The sequence below is a fragment of the Mesomycoplasma ovipneumoniae ATCC 29419 genome, from assembly GCF_028885435.1.
GTDB classification, from domain to species: Bacteria; Bacillota_I; Bacilli_A; order Mycoplasmatales; family Metamycoplasmataceae; genus Mesomycoplasma; species Mesomycoplasma ovipneumoniae.
Window position 1 is genome coordinate 167,415 of sequence record NZ_CP118522.1, and the last position, 18,443, is coordinate 185,857.

11 protein-coding genes are annotated in these 18,443 nt (G+C 28.2%); 6 read left to right on the plus strand and 5 right to left on the minus strand.

Going from position 1 to position 18,443, the window contains the following annotated elements; genetic code table 4:
- Positions 1-2 precede the first annotated feature (2 nt).
- The 5 genes from PWA39_RS00730 (at position 3) to PWA39_RS00750 (ending at position 8,775) form a co-directional block, all read left to right on the plus strand.
- A complete protein-coding gene (locus PWA39_RS00730; RefSeq protein ID WP_069099329.1) occupies positions 3-2,321 on the plus strand; it encodes an ATP-binding cassette domain-containing protein in 2,319 nt (772 codons plus the stop codon).
- Positions 2,322-2,410: 89 nt separating this feature from the next.
- A complete protein-coding gene (locus PWA39_RS00735; protein ID WP_069099330.1) occupies positions 2,411-4,363 on the plus strand; it encodes an ABC transporter ATP-binding protein/permease in 1,953 nt (650 codons plus the stop codon).
- A 282-nt stretch (positions 4,364-4,645) separates the two neighbouring features.
- On the plus strand, positions 4,646-5,038 hold the full coding sequence (locus PWA39_RS00740) for a type III restriction endonuclease subunit M (protein WP_069099331.1): 393 nt from the start codon (positions 4,646-4,648) through the stop codon (positions 5,036-5,038).
- Complete coding sequence (locus PWA39_RS00745) at positions 5,022-6,353, plus strand: site-specific DNA-methyltransferase (RefSeq protein ID WP_124983457.1); 1,332 nt, start codon at positions 5,022-5,024, stop codon at positions 6,351-6,353. The genes PWA39_RS00740 and PWA39_RS00745 overlap by 17 nt, the downstream gene beginning before the upstream one ends.
- Before the next feature lie 4 nt (positions 6,354-6,357).
- Entirely contained in the window at positions 6,358-8,775 is a 2,418-nt protein-coding gene (locus PWA39_RS00750) for a DEAD/DEAH box helicase family protein (protein ID WP_069099338.1), read from the plus strand.
- A 391-nt stretch (positions 8,776-9,166) separates the two neighbouring features.
- Here PWA39_RS00750 and PWA39_RS00755 read toward each other — a convergent pair whose 3' ends face one another.
- From PWA39_RS00755 to PWA39_RS00765, 3 genes are read right to left on the minus strand one after another with little or no spacing between them, the layout of a single operon-like run.
- Entirely contained in the window at positions 9,167-9,997 is an 831-nt protein-coding gene (locus PWA39_RS00755; protein ID WP_069099334.1) for a class II fructose-bisphosphate aldolase, read from the minus strand.
- A gap of 10 nt (positions 9,998-10,007) precedes the next feature.
- A complete protein-coding gene (locus PWA39_RS00760; RefSeq protein ID WP_069099335.1) occupies positions 10,008-11,789 on the minus strand; it encodes a PTS transporter subunit EIIC in 1,782 nt (593 codons plus the stop codon).
- Between the two features lie 18 nt (positions 11,790-11,807).
- Positions 11,808-12,572 (minus strand): glucosamine-6-phosphate deaminase, encoded by a 765-nt coding sequence (locus PWA39_RS00765; RefSeq protein ID WP_069099336.1) that lies wholly within the window; start codon positions 12,570-12,572, stop codon positions 11,808-11,810.
- 965 nt (positions 12,573-13,537) lie between these two features.
- On the opposite strand from PWA39_RS00765, the gene PWA39_RS00770 reads away from it, so the two are divergent.
- The gene (locus PWA39_RS00770) at positions 13,538-14,686 is read left to right on the plus strand and encodes an amidohydrolase family protein (RefSeq protein ID WP_069099337.1); all 1,149 of its coding nucleotides are present in this window, start codon (positions 13,538-13,540) and stop codon (positions 14,684-14,686) included.
- 165 nt (positions 14,687-14,851) lie between these two features.
- On the opposite strand, the gene PWA39_RS00775 is transcribed toward PWA39_RS00770, so the two are convergent.
- Together PWA39_RS00775 and PWA39_RS00780 are read right to left on the minus strand one after the other, a co-directional pair.
- Entirely contained in the window at positions 14,852-14,986 is a 135-nt protein-coding gene (locus PWA39_RS00775; RefSeq protein WP_274827463.1) for a hypothetical protein, read from the minus strand.
- 240 nt (positions 14,987-15,226) lie between these two features.
- Entirely contained in the window at positions 15,227-18,439 is a 3,213-nt protein-coding gene (locus tag PWA39_RS00780; protein ID WP_069099587.1) for a P110/LppT family adhesin N-terminal domain, read from the minus strand.
- Positions 18,440-18,443 lie beyond the last annotated feature (4 nt).

An 18,443-nucleotide genomic window follows, 5' to 3' on the forward strand; every position in this document is an offset into this window, starting at 1 on the left:
TAATGATAAAAATAGAAAAATTAACTAAAAAAATTGATAATAATTTTATTTTTAATAATTTAAATCTGGAAATCCCTTTAAATAAAATTACATTTGTAATCGGAAAATCTGGAATTGGTAAATCCACGCTTATTAATTTAATTGCCGGATTTACAAAAAAAGACAGTGGAAAAATTTCTTTTTTTGACAAAAATGGTTCTGAATTGGAAAAACCATTAGTTGATGTTGTTTTTCAAGACTTTAATTTAATTGAGTCATTAAGCATAAAAAATAATATTTTAATAGCAAATCACATTTTGAATCGTGAATCAGATGATTTAGAAATACAACAAGCCGCGAATTCTATCGGTATTGAAACCAACAAATTAGATCAGCTAGCGAAAAACTTATCGGGTGGTGAAAAACAACGTGCTGCATTTTTAAGAAGTCTATCAAGAAAAAGTGATTTTATTTTGCTTGATGAGCCAACTGGTAATTTGGACCATGAAAATTCCATTGCCTTACTCGATTTGTTAGTTAAAGCTTCTGAAAGTAAAACAATTTTAATTGTTAGTCATGATTTAGAATTAGCAAACCAATATGCTGATCAAATTATTAATTTAGAAAATTTATCCGTTAATGTTATAGAAAATAACAAACAAATTAATGTTGAATCAAAAAATAAACACTCAAACCCAATATCAAACCAAGTCTATAAAAAACCTGGTTTCTTACAAAAATTTAAAGTAGCTTTATTGCTTGTGCTCGCGGATTTTAAGTCAAAAATTACGAGTTTTATTTTAGTTTTAGTAACATTTTTTGCTTTAATTTTTAGCATGGTTATTTTCATGAACTTACATGTTTCAGCAAAAAATATAGTCACTGACACGCTTGCCCAATCAAATTTTGATGCTATTGCAATTCGCGAAAAGGATATTATTTCTTTAGCCCCTGAAGAAATCGACCAACTTAAAAAGGATAACCCCAAAATAAAACACACTAGTTTACTATATAGTAGCCTTAAAGATTATACATTCATCTATAATGATAATGTTTCTCTCAATAATCGTTCTATTCGATCAACTGATGAATCCGATTTTTTTAAAAACAGATTTAGTTCATTTAGTAAAGATGGAAATTTTAGTAATAGGTTTATTACCAATCCAAATGAAGTTATCCTCTCACAAAAATTAATTGAAGAATTAGAAATTGATAATCCAATCGGAAAAACAATTAAAATTGTTCACCTTAATTCATTAAATTTAGGGGAAAACCTTGAAGATTTAGTTCCCTTTTCTGAATCAGCAACAATTGTGGGAATTTTAGATAAGTCTCTTGATGATGGTAACAATTTTTCGCTTGTTCACATAGATAAACTAAAGTCAGTTTATCAAAAATCAAAACCAATTGAAAAAGAAAGTAAATTTGATCAATTTGATTTTTTACCTGATGATTATTTTTCATTAGACTTTGAAAAGTATGTTTTTAGTAGGCCAACAACCGTAGAAACTGACGAGACACTTGCAAAACCCAATAAAATACATAAGTCTTTCTATGAGAATTCAAATCAAGCCAATTCAATAAACTTAAAAAATGGTACATTGCCTAAAAATTTTAATGAAATAGCAGTTAGCTCGAATATAACTGACAAAACAGGAAAACTTTTAAAAATTTCTAACAATAAAAATACTTTAATTTTTAAAGTTGTTGGAGTTTTTGATCCTGAAAAAGATGAGGAAAATATTGCTATTTTTAACAATAATATTGAAAAATATTCCAACGAATTACTTCCAATAGCTGCTGTGGTTTATTTTGATCATGATAATTTATATAATAATATTACTGAATTTTTAAATAAATATAGTAAACTGGGCGTTAGTCGTTATTACTCGACAAATGGCGGCCCGGATCAAATTCTAAATCGAGCAATTTCCTCTCAATATACTTTGTTATTAATTATTTTTGTGTCAATAATAATTTTTGGAATAAGTTTGTTAATTTTTGTGTCATTATATGCAACTAATCTTTCTAAATTCAAGAAAAAATCAATTGGTATTCTAAAGTCTCTTGGTGGCAAAACATCACAAATTTTCTTGTATCATTGATTAAATTTGGTAATACTTTCTGCTTTTGTTTTCGTTTTTGGTATTATATTTTCAATTTCTTTTGTGCCTTTAATTTATGGTGCAATTTCACATCAAAATTCAATTTTTCCTGATTATCAGCAAATTAGCGTTATTTTTATAATTATCTGGTTTGCTAGTTTCCTTATTTTATCAATCATATATTCATTAATTTCTTATATAACTTATAAAAAAGATATTGTGGCATTATTAAAATAATTTTTAAAAATTATTAAAATTATATTTTTTTATCAAAAGCCTTAATTTTATTATGTTGAATAAGAAGAATACAATAAACTCGGAGCAAAATGATAAAAATTGAAAATTTAACGAAAAAGATTGATAAGAAAATCATTTTCGATAATCTAAATCTTGATATACCTTCAAGAAAAATAACGTTTATAATTGGTAAATCAGGAATAGGGAAAACAACTCTTATTAATTTAATTGCCGGTTTTACTAAAAAAGATAGTGGAAAAATCTCTTTTTTGGATGAAAATGGTTCTGAAATTAAAAAACCATTAGTCGATGTTGTTTTTCAGGACTTCAATTTAATCACTAATATTTCATCAGAAAATAACATTTTAATTGCAAATAATGTAATAAACAGACTTTTAGACCCAAAAGAATTGCAACAACAGGCTAAATACGTGTCAATTGAAACTCAGCAATTAAAGCAAAAAGTAAATAATTTATCTGGCGGCGAAAAACAAAGAATAGCAATTCTCCGTTCGCTTTCAAGAGATAGTGATTTTATTTTGCTTGACGAACCAACAGGAAATTTGGATTTTGAAAACGGTGTTTCTGTATTTGAAAATCTAAAAAATATTGTAAAAAATAAAACAATATTAGTGGTCAGCCACAATTTAGAATTTGCAAAAAAATATGCCGACAAGATCGTTCGTATTGAAAAAGGAAAAATTTCCGAAGAAAATATTGACAAAACTGAAGAAAATTTAGCAATTAACCATGAAAAAAGTAGTCAATTAGTTTCTTTTAAGAGTTCCTCCTATTCGAAAATTGCAAAAATTAAGCAAGAATTAAAAACAGGTTTATTGCTTACTCTGTCAGACTATAAATCAAAATTAGTTTCAACTATTTTATTTGTAATACTTTTTCTAACAAGTATTTTTGGGACATTATTATTTGGTGTTTTAAATTTAAATATTTTTGCTTCTAATTCTCTTAAAGTTAATGAATTGCAACTTGATTCTGTTTTAATTAGCAAAAAATCAGAGAGAGATGTGGCAACCTTCACACATAATGACATTAATAATCTCAGAGAAAAAAATAAATCAATAAAAAAAATTATTCCTTTCTTTACTTTCCCATCATTAGGTTTTGAATATAATGACAAAAGAAAGCTTGGAGCACATATTGATTACATTGATGAAAGTGAATTTTTTAAAAATAGGTTCAATTTTGATCAAAAAAATTTAATAGGAAGAAACATTAAAAACATAGATGAAATTATAATTTCAAAAGAAGTGGCTACAGAATTAGATATCAAAGAACCAAAAGAACAAGAAATTGCTGTCTTAACTGGTCCCAAAGATAAAAAAACATTAAAAGTTGTTGGAATAAATAATTTGCTTAATGCAAAAAACTTAAACCTAAGTTTTTTGCATCATAAATTTGGTGAAGATATCGAATTACAAAAAAGCAAAAACAGGGAACCAGACAATTCACAAACCAGTCAGACCAAAAAAATAGAACCAATTATTTTAAGGTTGTATTTTGAAAATGATAATTTGGAAAATAATATTGATAATTTTATTGAGAATAATAAAGAGTATAATGTTGACTCCTCATTAAAAGGTGTATCAAAATTAACTTATAATTTACAAAATTTTATAAATATAATTGTAGGAGCAATTTTAATTGTTTTTATAGTAATTTTATTAATACAAACGATTTTTTATACAAAAAATCTAACTGATTCAAAAGTAAAATTAATTGGAATCCTAAAGGCGCTTCGCGCTAAGACATGGCAGATTTTTCTTTATCATTGATTAAATATAATTATAATTTCATTTCTAATTTTAGTCATTAACTTATCAGTGTCTCTCCCCTTAATTCCAAAAATTTACATTAAAATACTCGGTGAAGATGCCATATATCCTTCGACTTCACAAATAGTAATGTTAATTTTCATAATATGAATAGCAATGTTTTTTATAATTTCATTTATTTACTTATTGATTTCATGGATTAATTATAGAAAACCTGTCACAAAATTGCTAAAATTCGATCAATTTTAACGATCATTTTTTAAAAATAGACAATTTACTACCAAATATTTTTTTCAAAATATTTGGTATTTTATTTTTTAGAGCGGAGATAAAAAATCGTTAAAAATGGCATATTTTAACATAGGACTTAATTATGCTGAGGCGAACCAAAAAGTGACTGAATTTTTTAAATTAATATATTAATTTAAGAGAAAATTTGCACTATTTTTTTCTAGTTTTATTCTGTTTCCATCGCCTTAACAGCCGAAAAATGGTAAAATATTACAAAATACAACTAAAAAGGCCTAAAATATGAATCAAAATAATCTCTTAGAAAAATATAAAAAGCAAATTGAGGAAATTTCCTCAAAAGAGCTAAATTCAGACCAAAAAAATTTAGCAATTCAAATTTTAGAAAAATTTGAACCAAGTAAACTCGAATATGTTTTTCAGTTTATTTCTCAACGAATCAAAACTGGATTTCGTTTTGATGCAGCTCCTGAATCTGATTCGAATCAAGTTGCAATTTTACAAAAAAACGATGAAAAATCTTTTGTTTTAGACAAAAACCAATCTGAAGAAAATACCTTAATAATAGGTGAAAATTATGATGCTCTTAAAAATCTTGTAGTTCTCGAGAGAGAGAGAGAGAGAGAGAGAGACCGCGCCCGGTTATGATGTAATTTACATTGATCCACCTTATAATACCCAGGCTAGTTTTGACGAAGGTAATCAAGTTGCAAACGATAAAGAAAATATCTTACCTTCAAAATTTATTTACCGAGATAAATATTCACGAAATGGTTGGCTAAATTTATTAAACGAACGACTAAATTTAGCCAAAAAACTTTTAAAACAAGATGGAATAATTTTTGTCTCAATTGATGATAATCAACACGCCTACTTAAAAGTTTTAATGGATGAAATTTTTGGTGAGGAAAATTTTGTTACAAATATTGTGTGAGTTAAAAAAAATAGTCCAGGTGGAAACACTAGTTTTGATTATAAAATAACACAAAACACAGAATATATTCTTACCTACGCTAAAAATTTAAACAAATGCAAGTTCAATTACCAAAAACATGATGAAAAAACTCTTAAAAAATTAGGTTATACGCTTAAAGATAAATATTTCGAGCAAAGAGGTTATTATAAATTGATTGACCTTCATCATACATCCTCTACTGGCGCATTTAAATATATAAAGTCTTTAGATTATCCTATTATTGCCCCAGATGGTACCAGTTTTACTTTATATTTAAATAAAAACAGCCCAGAATCAGCATGCTATACTTGAGGAAAAGACACTTTTGTCGAAGGCGAAAAACACGGATTTATTGAAATTGTTAAAAATTCTCGTGGCGACTGAGTCGCTAAACGCAAACAGTATCAAAATGTTAAATTTAATCCTAAAACTAAAAAAATTGAACAAATTCAAGCTGGTTTACCATTTAAAAATATTATTAGTGATTTTTATTCACTAAATGGAGGCCTAGAACTTAAAGAAATCTTTAATAGTAAAAATATCTTCGATTTTCCCAAACCAGTTGAACTAATTAGTCATTTAATTAATATTCATCCCAATAAAAATGCAAGAGTTCTTGATTTTTTTGCCGGCAGTGGGACAACTGGTCACGCAGTTTGGAATTTAAACCGCCAAGATGGAGGGGAAAGAACTTTTACTTTGGTAACCAACAATCAAAATAATATTGCAACAGATGTAACATACGAACGACTTTTCCGAGTTTCAAACGGCAAAGGAACCAAAAATGAAGAATTTAACTGAAGCAAAAATAACAAACCTTACTTGGAAAATTTAAAGGTTTTTGACATTTCTTATTATAATACTCAAATTTTTGACTCAGAAAGTGGACTTAATGATTTGGTTAATTTATTTTTAAAACTTTTTAAAGATTTTGATATTAAAGTCAGTTTAAATCATATAAACACTAAAAATACCAAGTATGTTGAACTTTTAAATCATCTTTTAGCGCTAAAACCACAAGAAAAGGATGTATAAAATTATGAAATTAACGCAATCCCAACTTAAAGTTGTTGAGCAATTAGTTGAAAAAACAACTTCATATCTCACTAATAGCGAAGAAATTGAGACAAAATTACAGAATGATAAAAACCAAACAAATCCAGCAAAGCTAAAAAATGCAATTTATTTTAAAGTGCCAACTGGATCGGGAAAAACTTTCATGATTCTGAACTATATTGATAAATTAATTCAATGAAATAAACAAGAAGCTGGTAAAGAATTAGTTTTTGTAATTGTAACATTATCAAGTGCTGAATTGCCTAAGCAAATGGAAGAAAGTTTTAATGAATATAAAATTTTTATCGAAAATTCAAATTTGAATATAGAAAGAATTGAAAGTCCTTCAAACTTGAAAAGAACGGCAAAAGTTGATAAAAACTATGAATTTTTTGCCACACCAGATTCGGTTTTTATTATGGGTGGAGCGTCTTTTAAAGAAAAATCTATTTTACGTGAACAAGGAGCAATTGAAGCATTTTTGTCCGAAATTAAACGAAAAGGGCAAATTCTTATTTATATAAGAGATGAGGCTCATATTGGTTCTGATATTAAAATTACTTCAAAGGAGAAATCTTTTGAAGAAAAAATGCAAAAAAATGCATCATTTATATTGAAAATGACAGCAACCCCAAAAACTGACTTGCCATTAGTTCAATTATCTGAAAAAGATTTAAGAAAAGATGATATTCGGCTTTTAAAAACTACAAAACATCATAATCTTGACTTAGAAACAGGTAAAGATTATGATGATGAAGAAATTTTGGGAATAGCTTGTAAAAAATTTAACAAAATCAAAAAACAATATAATGATAATATTGAAGAGCCTGGTTTAGTCGGTATTAACCCTGCAATGCTAATCCAAATTGACAATAGTAGTGAAAAAGATGACCAAAAAGCACAAAAATTTGATGAAAATATTGAAAAAATAATTAAAATACTCGAAAAGCATAATCTTAGTTGGGTCAAATATTTTGACCAAAATAAAAAAGAAAGTAATTTGCGTCAAAAATCTAATTTCACATTACGAGATATTTCTAAAAATATGTCCTCGGTTGATGTAATAATTTTTAAAATTGGCCCTGCAACAGGATGAAATATTCCAAGAGCATGTATGTTAGTTCAACTTAGAAATATTTCATCTTCTAATTTAAGTATTCAAACAATTGGAAGAATAAAAAGAAATCCTTGCCCTTTGTATGAAGATTTGAAACATAATTCCATCGCTCATGAATATTTTATCTATAGTAATGTCGACCCTAAAGATAAAAATGTGCTTAGACTTATTTTGAAGGAAGAATATAAAAATGACATATTTATATCAGGTCAAATCGAACTTCCTGGAACACCTGTTGAAAATAGAACTAAAATAATTAATGAAGATCAATATTATAACAATTTTGAAAATGAATTTAACAAATACACCAATGACAAAAAAGCTAGCGATTTTTTTAACTATCATTTGGAAAAATATGAAGAAGCCTATAATACCAATAAATTCATTTCTATCGATACTGAAGAATATGGTTCAGCAAGACTGATTAAATCAAAAATTTCCAACATTATTGAATTAGAATTAGCAATTATTAGACTTAAAAACAATTTAAAAAAATATTTTACTTCTAAAATTGAAGATTTTTTTGCCCAAATGAAACAAAAATTTTTAGCAAATAAAAAAACAAATAGACAAATTTTAGATTTAATTATTTTGTTAAAATTCGGGCGAGAGCTTGCTAAAATTTATAAAAAAACAATTAAAGACCAAGTTGAAAACGCTCAGTATAAACTAATTTTTGAAGATTTGCCTGAAGAAATTGAATTTAATAGTGCTGAAAATGATAAATTGGTAAAAACTAATGATTCTTCTTTTGGTTATGAAAAAATTGATGACAAAACATCAGAAGATAATCTTCCGTTAGATTCAAATGCAGAACAGTTTTTTGCAAAAGAACTAATAAGAATTAGTAAAGCAAAGCGAAATATTCATTTTTGAGCTAAAAACCCAATCCATACTAAATTAGGCTTTCAATACATTAACGGACATGAAATTGCAAAATCACATCCTGATTTTTTGGTTAGCAAAGATGGAAATTATTTTTATTTTGAAATCAAAAATTATAAAGATTTAGATCCTGAAAAAACCCAATTATTAATAAGCGGTTATAATCAATATTTCAAAAAAAATCAAATAAATAAAAAAAATTTAACTTTAGCTGTTTGTTGAGTTGATGTTCAACAAGGAGACCTTTATTTTGCTGGATATTCTAATTTAGAAGAAATTCAAGATAAAATTGATTTTAATGAAATAACCCAAACTGACATTAACGACATTGACAATAAAGAATTTGAAGATAAAAGAAAAAAACTTGTGCCAATGCTTTTAACCGACATTATAAATTAAATAATAAATAATCTTTCTTAAAAATCAAAAAAACCTATAATTCATAGGTTTTTTTGTGGTTTTCAAACAAAAAACTCTTAAATATTTTTTATTCTTCAAATATAAAATAAAGCCATTTTCAAATTTGAAAGTCATTTGAAAATGGCTAAATTTATCTAACTTTGTTTAGAAATTTATTTTTAGGTTAATTTTTAAAAAAAAGATAAAAACCTGAAATTATAAAGACAAAACCAAACACAATAAATATAAAAATTACAAGTCTAATTATCTCTTTTTTAAAATCTGATCAGTTTTGATTGCGTTTCTTTTGATAAAATCACAGAAAAACAGCAATCAAAAATAGAAAAATGGCAATTAAAATTGAAAAAATTAAATATAAAATCATAAGATTTTATGATAATTCAAGGTAAAAAAGCACTTTTTGGATCATTTTTTCAATTCCTTTTTGATTAATTTTTCTAATGTCATAACTTTTAGCATTTTCTTGAAAATATTTTTCAACTTCGTTAGAAAAACTAACTAAAAGGTCAGTGCCAACATTAATTTTATTAATTCCAAAATTGATTGCTTTTTTAATTTCTTCTAGAGAAAGGCCACTGGTTCCGTGCATAACAAGTGGGATTTTATAGTCTTTTTTAAAGTTTTTGACTAAATCTCAATCTAAGTTAGCCTTTTTTTTGTAAATTCCGTGCGCGGTTCCAAAAGCAATTGCAAGAAGATCTGGCTGTGTTTTTTGGTAGAATTTTTTAACACTATCAATTTCAAGAATTTGCTCAGTATTTTCTTGATGTCCAATTTCTTTGCCGCCAATTTGGCCTATTTCTAGCTCAAGAAAAACATTTTTTTTATCAGCAATTGATTTAGCTTTTAGTGATTTTTCGATATTTTCATTAATTGGAAGATTTGAACCATCAAACATTGCAGAATTAAAACCAAATTCAAGGTATTTTTCAAAAAGATTTAAATCATCACAGTGATCAAGGTGAAAAATAAATTTACCAGAGGAATTTTGAATCGCTGATAAAATCATAGGTGCTAAAATTTCAATGCGCGAATATTTTATCGCCCCTTGGCTTACCTGAATAATTAAAGGTTTTTGGGAAATTTCGCCTGCTTTAATTACGGCCAAAAGTGTTTCTAAATTTAAAACATTAAAAGCAAAAATTGCTTTATTTTCTGCATTTAGTTTCAAAAATACAGATCTTGGATCAATAAGTGCCATTATTTTCCTATTATTTTCCTATTATTTTGCGAACGTGATCGGCAACAAATTCAACATCAGTGCCAACTATAATTTGCAGACCTTTATTGCCAACACGAACAATTCCTCGACCACCAGCTGCAAGAATTTTTGCATCTAACTGATCATCTTTTTTATTATCTTTAACAATAAGTCGCAGTCTTGTTGCGCAATTTGAGACTTCTTCAATGTTTTCTTTGCCTATAATTTCAATAAAGTCTAGTGCCATTTTTTCATATTTGTCACTAACTTTATCAGTGTTTTGGGCTATATTTTCATTATGTGAGTCTGTTTTTTTAGTGCTGTCAGTTTCTAAATTTTCATTATTTTCGCTTATTTGTGTTTCAATTTTGTCTTCGCGACCTAAGGTTTTAATGTCAAACTTTTTAATGAAAAAGTAAAAACTTGAGCCTTGAATTAAAAACATTATTGCTGAAAATGCCCAAATTCATAGTGGATTTGCCAGAATTCCAGCATTTTTGGCAAAGGCTCAAGAACGTGGGAAAGAGACAATATAGTCAATAAATCCGGCACTAAATCCAATTCCGATACTCATTCCAGTTCATGTCACGAACATATAAATTAATGAAGTAAGAAAAGCATTTAAAAGTCATAAAAGTGGTGAAATAAAAATAAAAGTAAAAATTAAGGGTTCATCAATTCCAGTAAGAAAACTTACAAGTGTTGCCCCTGCCAAAAATGTAGTAATTGTTTTGCGATTTTCCCGTTTTGCGGCAAAAATCATTGCCACAGCAGCACCAGGAAGTCCACCTAAATATAAAGGGAAAAATCCAGTTGTAAATCCACCAGAACCAATAATTCCGGTATTAAATGCAGTTATATCTCCATTTACAGTATGAATATCGCCAGCATTTGCAATAGTTTTTCCCACTGAATCAACAACAGGACTAATTAATACACCTTCAATTGGCAATTGGAATCAAACAAAAGTATTTAGAATATGATGAAGTCCAAAAGGCTGTAAAAGTCGATTAAGAAATGCATAAACTGAGACATAAAATCCCCGGGCATAACGATTCGCGCTCTGATCTGAAAGGGCTGAACCAATTTTAATTAGTCCGTATTGAGCCCAAGGTCAAATAATTGCAAAAAATAACCCAAGCGGAATTATTGATAAAATTCCTAACATTGGCACAAATCGTCTACCACCAAAAAATGAAAGTGTCTGTGGTAATTTAACGTTTTTGTACTTATTATACAAAAACGCGACAACAATTCCGACAACAATACCGCCAATAACTCCCGAGTCTAACTGGTAGACGGGCTTGCCAGCTTTTAGGAAATACAAAAGTTGCGTCAGTCCTTTAAGTTCGCCCGAGTCGGCCACTAAAACTTTTGAATAAATTGCCTCAGCAAGTTGATTTTGTTTTAAAAGTGCTGTCATTCCGTATCAGACAACAGCACCAACAAGTGCGGCTTCGCCGCGATTATCTTTAGCAAAACCAAACGAGATTCCAATTGCAAAAATAATTGCCAAATTATCAAAAACAATTCCACCCGGAGTTGAAATTAGTCGCCCGATAAATTTTTGTGCCTCGGAAATTCCGATAGAACCATTTGCTGAAGGATCTTGAATCAGTGCGCCAATTCTTAATAAAAGTGCAGCAATTGGCAAAACTGCAATTGGAAACATTAGTGATTTTCCAAGTCGTTGTAATTGGTTTAAAATTCGATTGAAAACCGAATTTTCTGATTTATGTGATTTTTGTTTTGGAGTAATTTTTTTAATTTTACCAGAAAATTTAACGGTCATTTAACACCTCTTAATTTTTTAGTAAAAAATTGCTTTATCAAGTGTTTCTTTTGATAATTTAGAGGCAGCTTCTTTGTCTAAAATAAAAATACAATTTGGGTGCAACTGTAAAAAAGAAGCAGTAATTTCTGAATTAGGTTTTTCTTCTAACATTTGTTTTGTCACATCGGCTTTATGTGCACCAAAAGAAACCATAATTGCTTTTTTTGTGTGTTTTAAAATTGTTTGAATTCCCATTGTCATTGCTTGTTTTGGACACTGGTCAAAATCGGAAAATTTCCCTTTTTTAACCATATCAATAATTGTCTCATCTGTTAAATTAGTAACATGAGTACTTGAGTCAAAAGGTGTTCCAGGTTCATTATAGGCCATATGACCGTTGACTCCGATGCTAATATATTGTAAATCAATCGGATTTTCAGCGATTTTTTGCTCATATAGCTTTACTTCTTGTTCAAGATCTACCGCTTTTGAGTTAGGAATATTAATCTGGGAGACTGGAACATTAACATGGTCAAATAAATTAGTTTTCATTTGTTTGATAAATGCCTCTGGATGATCTTGGTCAATTCCGACAAATTCATCAAGATTAAATGTTGTAATTTTATCCCAGGAAGTCCCGTTTTGGCGGTGGTCTTCAATTAAAAGTTTATAAGTTTCAATTGGTGAAACCCCGGTTGCAAAACCTAAAACTGAATTAGGTTTTGTTCTGATTTGTTCAATAAAAAGGTATGCACAATATTTGTGTAGGTCAGTTAATTTTTTAAAAATTAATATTTTCATTTTAATGTTCTCCAATTTAAAATAGCAAATAAAAGTTGTTATTATTATTTGCTCAATTATAATTTTATCAAAACAGACAAAAAAAAAAAAAAAGTAAAAAAAAGTATAAGAAAGTAAAAAAAGTTAGTATATTAATTCAGACACATTAAAAAAAGGTGTGTCAAAATGAAACGATACAAATTTAGAGTTGAGGACAAATTTAAGTACATTAAAATTGCTGGATTTAAAGTCTTAAAAATTGCAACTTTATGTTTTTAGGAAGAATTTCCCGAGTTTGACAGTTTGATTGCAAAAAAATCACTTTTTAGTGAAAACAAATACGCAAAAATAGTGGTAAATCCGTGTTTTTTGGGGTAAAATCTTAATTTTTATTATTTTGAAATTAACCTTTTGCAAAAAAAAAAAAAAAAATGTTTGGTCTAAAATAAAATTGTGTTACAATGAGGTTTGCTTAAGAATAATTAATAAATTTTGATATTGAATTAAGGGGGACTTATTATGTTTTTGCCATAAAAAAATCAGAAAATGCGAATTTTCCATTATATTGTTAAATATGATGGTATGCCTTAAATTTTACCGTTTAGAAATCTAGAAATTTATGGCTTTTGGTTATTGTTCTTTCAAAACTTTATATGTTTTTTTAGGCTCGATGTAAATAAAAGCGAGTTTTCTATTCACATTGAGTTTAAATAGTAGTTGTATTTTTTTATGATTTTTGTTATTTTACCATAAATTGATTTTTCAGTGTTTTAAAATAGGTAATTAACTTTTGCTAAAAAAGTTAAAAAAGTGCACAAAACCGGACACTAAATTAGTACAAAAAATTCAGGCAACTAGTTTTTTATCAGTGATTTTGATTGAACCAGTTTTGTTAATTTTTCTACTAATTTATTAAATAATGATACAATTATTTAATAAATTCAAGTATTCTAAAAATAGCTTAAAAATAAAGGTAAACTTCAAAAATGTTATACAAAAATTTAAGAATTATAAGTCATTTAGAAGAATTTTTTGGCTGAATTGAGTTAGATGAGAGCGGAACTATTGTCAATTTAGGACGTGGAAATACCAATTTTGAAGGTATTGATTGTAAAAATAACATTTTGTTACCAGCTTTTATCGATTCGCACACTCATGGTGGTTATGGTTTTTCTTTTGAGGATTTTTCTAACCCAGATTGAGAAAAAAATTTTCTTGAGTATAAAGAAAAATTACATAAATTTGAAGGTGTAGCGGCTATTTTTGGAACAACAGTCACTCAATCTTGATCTAAAATTCAACACAATTCTGAGTTTTTTAGTTTTTTGCTTAAAAAATATCCATACTTTTTGCTAAATTGGTATTTAGAAGGACCTTTTATTTCTGTTGAAAAAAAGGGCGCTCATGATGCAAACTTAATTATTTCGGCTAAAAATTTTCATTTTGAATTTTTGGCAAAAAAATTTGCTAAAAAAATTACAGTTGTAGTTGCCCCCGAAAGAAACTCGGCAAAATTAATTGATTTTTATCACAAGTCAATTAATTTTGCAATTGGCCATTCAAATTGTTTTGACTTTGAAAAAGGTCATGAATTAAAAAACTACCGTAGATTTACACACTTTTTTAATGGCAGTTCTAACTTTGATCATAGAAGTCAATCGCTTACTAACCTAATTTTTGAATCAAAATTACCTAGAAATTTTCTAGTTGAGCTAATTACCGACGGACTTCATATTAGAAATTCAACATTAAAATTCACAATAAAAAATCTTAAAAAGGAAAATTGAATTGCTGTTTCAGATTCGCTTGCCCAAAAAGGACTTAAAGACGGATTTTATAATTTAGGAGACTTAGAAACTGAGAAAAAAGGCGATTTATTTTACTTGAAAAATTCACAACAAATCGCCGGAAGTGGTATGAGCTATCTTAGTATTCTCAAAAATTTAAAGCAAAACCTTAAACTTTCATGACAAGAAATTGTTTTTTGCTCTTCGTATAACGTTGCAAAAGCTCACAATCTTTTAGATTATTTTGGGACAGTCAAAGTTGGCCAAAAGGCAAATTTTGTTATTGTTGATGATGATTTTAATCTAAAGATGGTGGCAATTTTTGGTCAAATTTACACTCAGTTTTAAAAAATTTTTGCTTCAAGAATAAATTTAAAGATAAAGAATTTAAGTTTGATTTCAGAATTGTCCTGAGTTTCCCAGTTTGATAAGGTAATTTCAAAAAAGCATCTGGTTTTAGGCAATTTTTTAAGTTTTTTGGTAAAAGTTAATTACAATTTTATTAGTAATTTATTAAGATATCAAATTATTGATTGTTTCCAAATAACTTTTTTCAAATTTCATGTTTGAAATTTCCTTAAAATATTTAGGTTTTTTGCCAAACAATTTGTTTACTTCAATAAAACCATCTTTATTTTGTTTTTTCATAATTTATAATTATACCATAAAATTACTTAAAATGCAATTAAATGACATTGATATAAATTAAGGTTTTACGTTCAAAAAACACTGATTTACGGGTGTTTTTTCATATTTATATTCACTAAAAAGTGAATTTTTGCCTTAAAACTGGGAAACTCGGGATTTCAGAATTGTTTAACTTTTTCTTTCTCAAAAACCAAAAAAACCTATGAATCCATAGGTTTTTTTGGTTAACTTTAATAAAAACTATTTTTTAATGTAAGCATCAATAAATGCATCAACTATTTCTTGACGAGCAAGAGAAGTTTTACCATTTGTAAAATCAGGATGATCAAAAACGGCAAAAGCTTTTAATGTAATTGTAGATTGAGATTTACCAGACTCGTTAGTTTGAGGAGCCGCCGGCGCTGTAGGTGCTGGTTCCTTTGGAGCAGTAGGAGCTGGTTCTTTTGGTGTTGTAGGCACAGGTTCGGCGGTTGCTGGTGTTGGCTCAACTGGACCTATTTGGGTTCAATCTAAATTAAAGTAGTTTGGGAAAGGATTTCAAGTTTTTGAAGGGTCGATATTATAAATAACATCGCCTACTTCTTTGTAATTTTTAGGATCCTGACTGTTTGAAGAATATAAACTTAGAGTTATTGAAAAAGGGGTTTTTATTATTTCTAATAAAAGATTTGAATCCTCTTCAATTAAATTTTTATTTTTTGTAACATCAGCATCTTTTGGTGAGTAAAAAGATTGGCTAAAATAAACGTTATTTGCAGTGTCATTAATTGTTGGCACTTTTGCCTCTGTTGGCACTGTTACAAAATATTCAGTTTTTTCATAAAGCATTTTTGTTGGTTTATCGTTAGGGAATAAACCAACACCATCTCATGACTTGTACAAGTATGAAGAAGGTTTGAGACTTGGATTATTAGAACGGTTATTTCCTGAAACTGTATTATTTCTAGAAATTCCTGATGTAACTAAAACTTGTTGTTTGTCAAGAATTTTTAATAAATTAGCATATCCACCAAAAAATTGAGTATAAGCGCTAAATCCGAGTTTCCTGTCGGTAAAACGTCTATTTAAATAAGCATAATTCGAAAGCTGTTTATAATCCATTCCAATAACATAAACCGGTTTTTGATCCCCATTTGATGCAACTTTTTGGATAAAAATTCCTTTTCCGTCTTTATCTGATAAAAGATAGTGTTGTTTTCCATCAGAAATACCTTTGGCACTAAAAGCTAAATAAAGTGCACCTGAATCAAGACGCGAAAATGGTTTTGCAGGAGCCTCTTTCAAAATAGATGCAGATTCTGCGACTTCTGTTTTAGTAGCCTCTGTTTTTGTGGCCATAAGTTTCGCTGCTTCAGTTTTTGTAGCTTCTGTTTTTGTCGCTTCGGTTTTAGAACCTTCAGGTTCAGTATTTTGAAATTTTAAAGGTTTTGTAAGCTCAAGACCATCAGCAGTTCTTCTTGCTTGTTCGGATTGGAAAGCTAGTCTTTTGTTTTCAGGGTCAAATAAATTAACTTTGCCATCTTTATCAGTGTTTTCTAAACTAACTGGGTCTAAAAATAAGGAAGGATTATATTTTTTAATAATGTCATAAGCTGATTTTTCAGAGTTAATAACATTATTAACAACAATTTGGGAAGAAGCAAGAACTTTTGAATCATCATTAGTTGAAACTAATTTAAAGTCAAAAACTAATTGGTGATCTTCTTGAACTTCAATTTGGTATTCAATTTTCGCATCACTAAGATTATAAATTGAAGCTGTATTTAGTGTTGTCCAAACATTAGTTCCAATTTTTTGAGCAGAATCAGGGGTTGGAGCAGGAGCTGGAGTTGGAGTTGAACCATTACCTGATTCACCAGTCGTAGTTGATTCTTCATCAGCAAAATTAGAAGCATTTACAGATTGTGAACTAATTGAGCTAGCTTTTGCTTTAGCTTCTTCTATTACTTTTTTAAGTTCATTTTTAGATTTTGTAATTTCCCTAGTTGATGGGTATCTACCATTGTCAAGTAAAAATACTTTTGTAACAACTTCATCGCTAGGATCTTCTAAATTGGTAGTAGTTTTTGCTAGTTCAAAAAGTTGGTCAACTGTTTCTTTAATTTCATTAGTTGAAAGCGTTCTTGGTCCACTTTGATCTTTAAGACTAAATTCTTGAACTGAATTTACTGATCCAAGAAGTTGTCCTAGGGCTTGCTCGTATTTATTTAAATCAACAACTACATCGAGATTAACAGTTATTTTTTGTTCTAATGTGCTGTCTTGACGGCTAAAGTTAATATCAAATTCAAAGCGAACTTTTTTGTCTTTAAGAAGTTTTTGTTGGTCAGCTTGGCTAATTTTGGTTGCATCAAAAAGTTTTGGTTCAATTTTGAGATCAAAAGTCCCAAATTTTGTTCTTGGACTTAACTGAGTTAAGTCAATTTCAAAAAGTTCACTAACTGGTTTTTGAATAATTTCTTCAGTATTTGTTCCTGATTTTTTATTGTATAAAAAATCAACTAATGTGGTTTTATCTTTGATTAGTGCATCTTGAAGGGCTTCTTTCATTTTAATGTTTCCACTAAAATGATCTTTAAGTCAAGTCATAAGAGTTGATTTGAACTCATCAGGATCAATTAAACCACGAATTTCAAGACTTAATTTTTTAGTTTTGTTATCTTTTTTATTAACTAAATTAACATCTAAAAATAATTTTTTATCTTTTTCTGTAAAAGATAATTGGTTTTTAGAATCAAGAACAACTTCAAGACTATAATCACTATCCAAGAAAATTGGTTCATCTAAAGAATTATAAAGACTAAGACTAGCCCCAGAAGAAGCCAGTGAGCTTTCAAGTTTGGAAAAATTATTGACAATTCTTGTTGATTTTTGGAAATTTGTTTTTAGTTTATTTTCAAATTCTTTTTGTAAAAGATTGCTTCTTGAGACATCAATAAAAGATTTGGATTCATCAACTTGAAATTTATCAAGATCACCACTGGCTTGATCGCTAGCTGCAAAACCTTTGAGTTCAATTTGTTTTGAATAAGTTATTTGTTCTTTTTCTGAACGGGCAAAAACTACAACATTTTTAATCGAAGTATCTTCAGCAATAGCATTTTCAAAATTAAAACTAATTTGGTAATCTTTTGATTTTAGATCGCCAAAATCAAAACCTGAACTTAAGTCAAATTGGTAAAGTCTACTTTTGGCTGCTGCAAGCGCAGTTTTTGCTGAAATATTAGCAATATTTGGATTTAGTTTTAAATTTGAGACAATTGTACTAAATTGTTCACTTGAAACACTGGCTGTATTTGCAAGGGCTTGCTCTGTTGGGCTTTCATTTAAAAATGAATAATAAGAATTATTATAGGCTTTTAGACCTAAGGGGATCCCAATAACAGCGCTTAGTGCAATTGCTGATCCTAAAATTGTTGATACTAATCAAAAAGGCTTTTTTAATAGTTTCATTTTT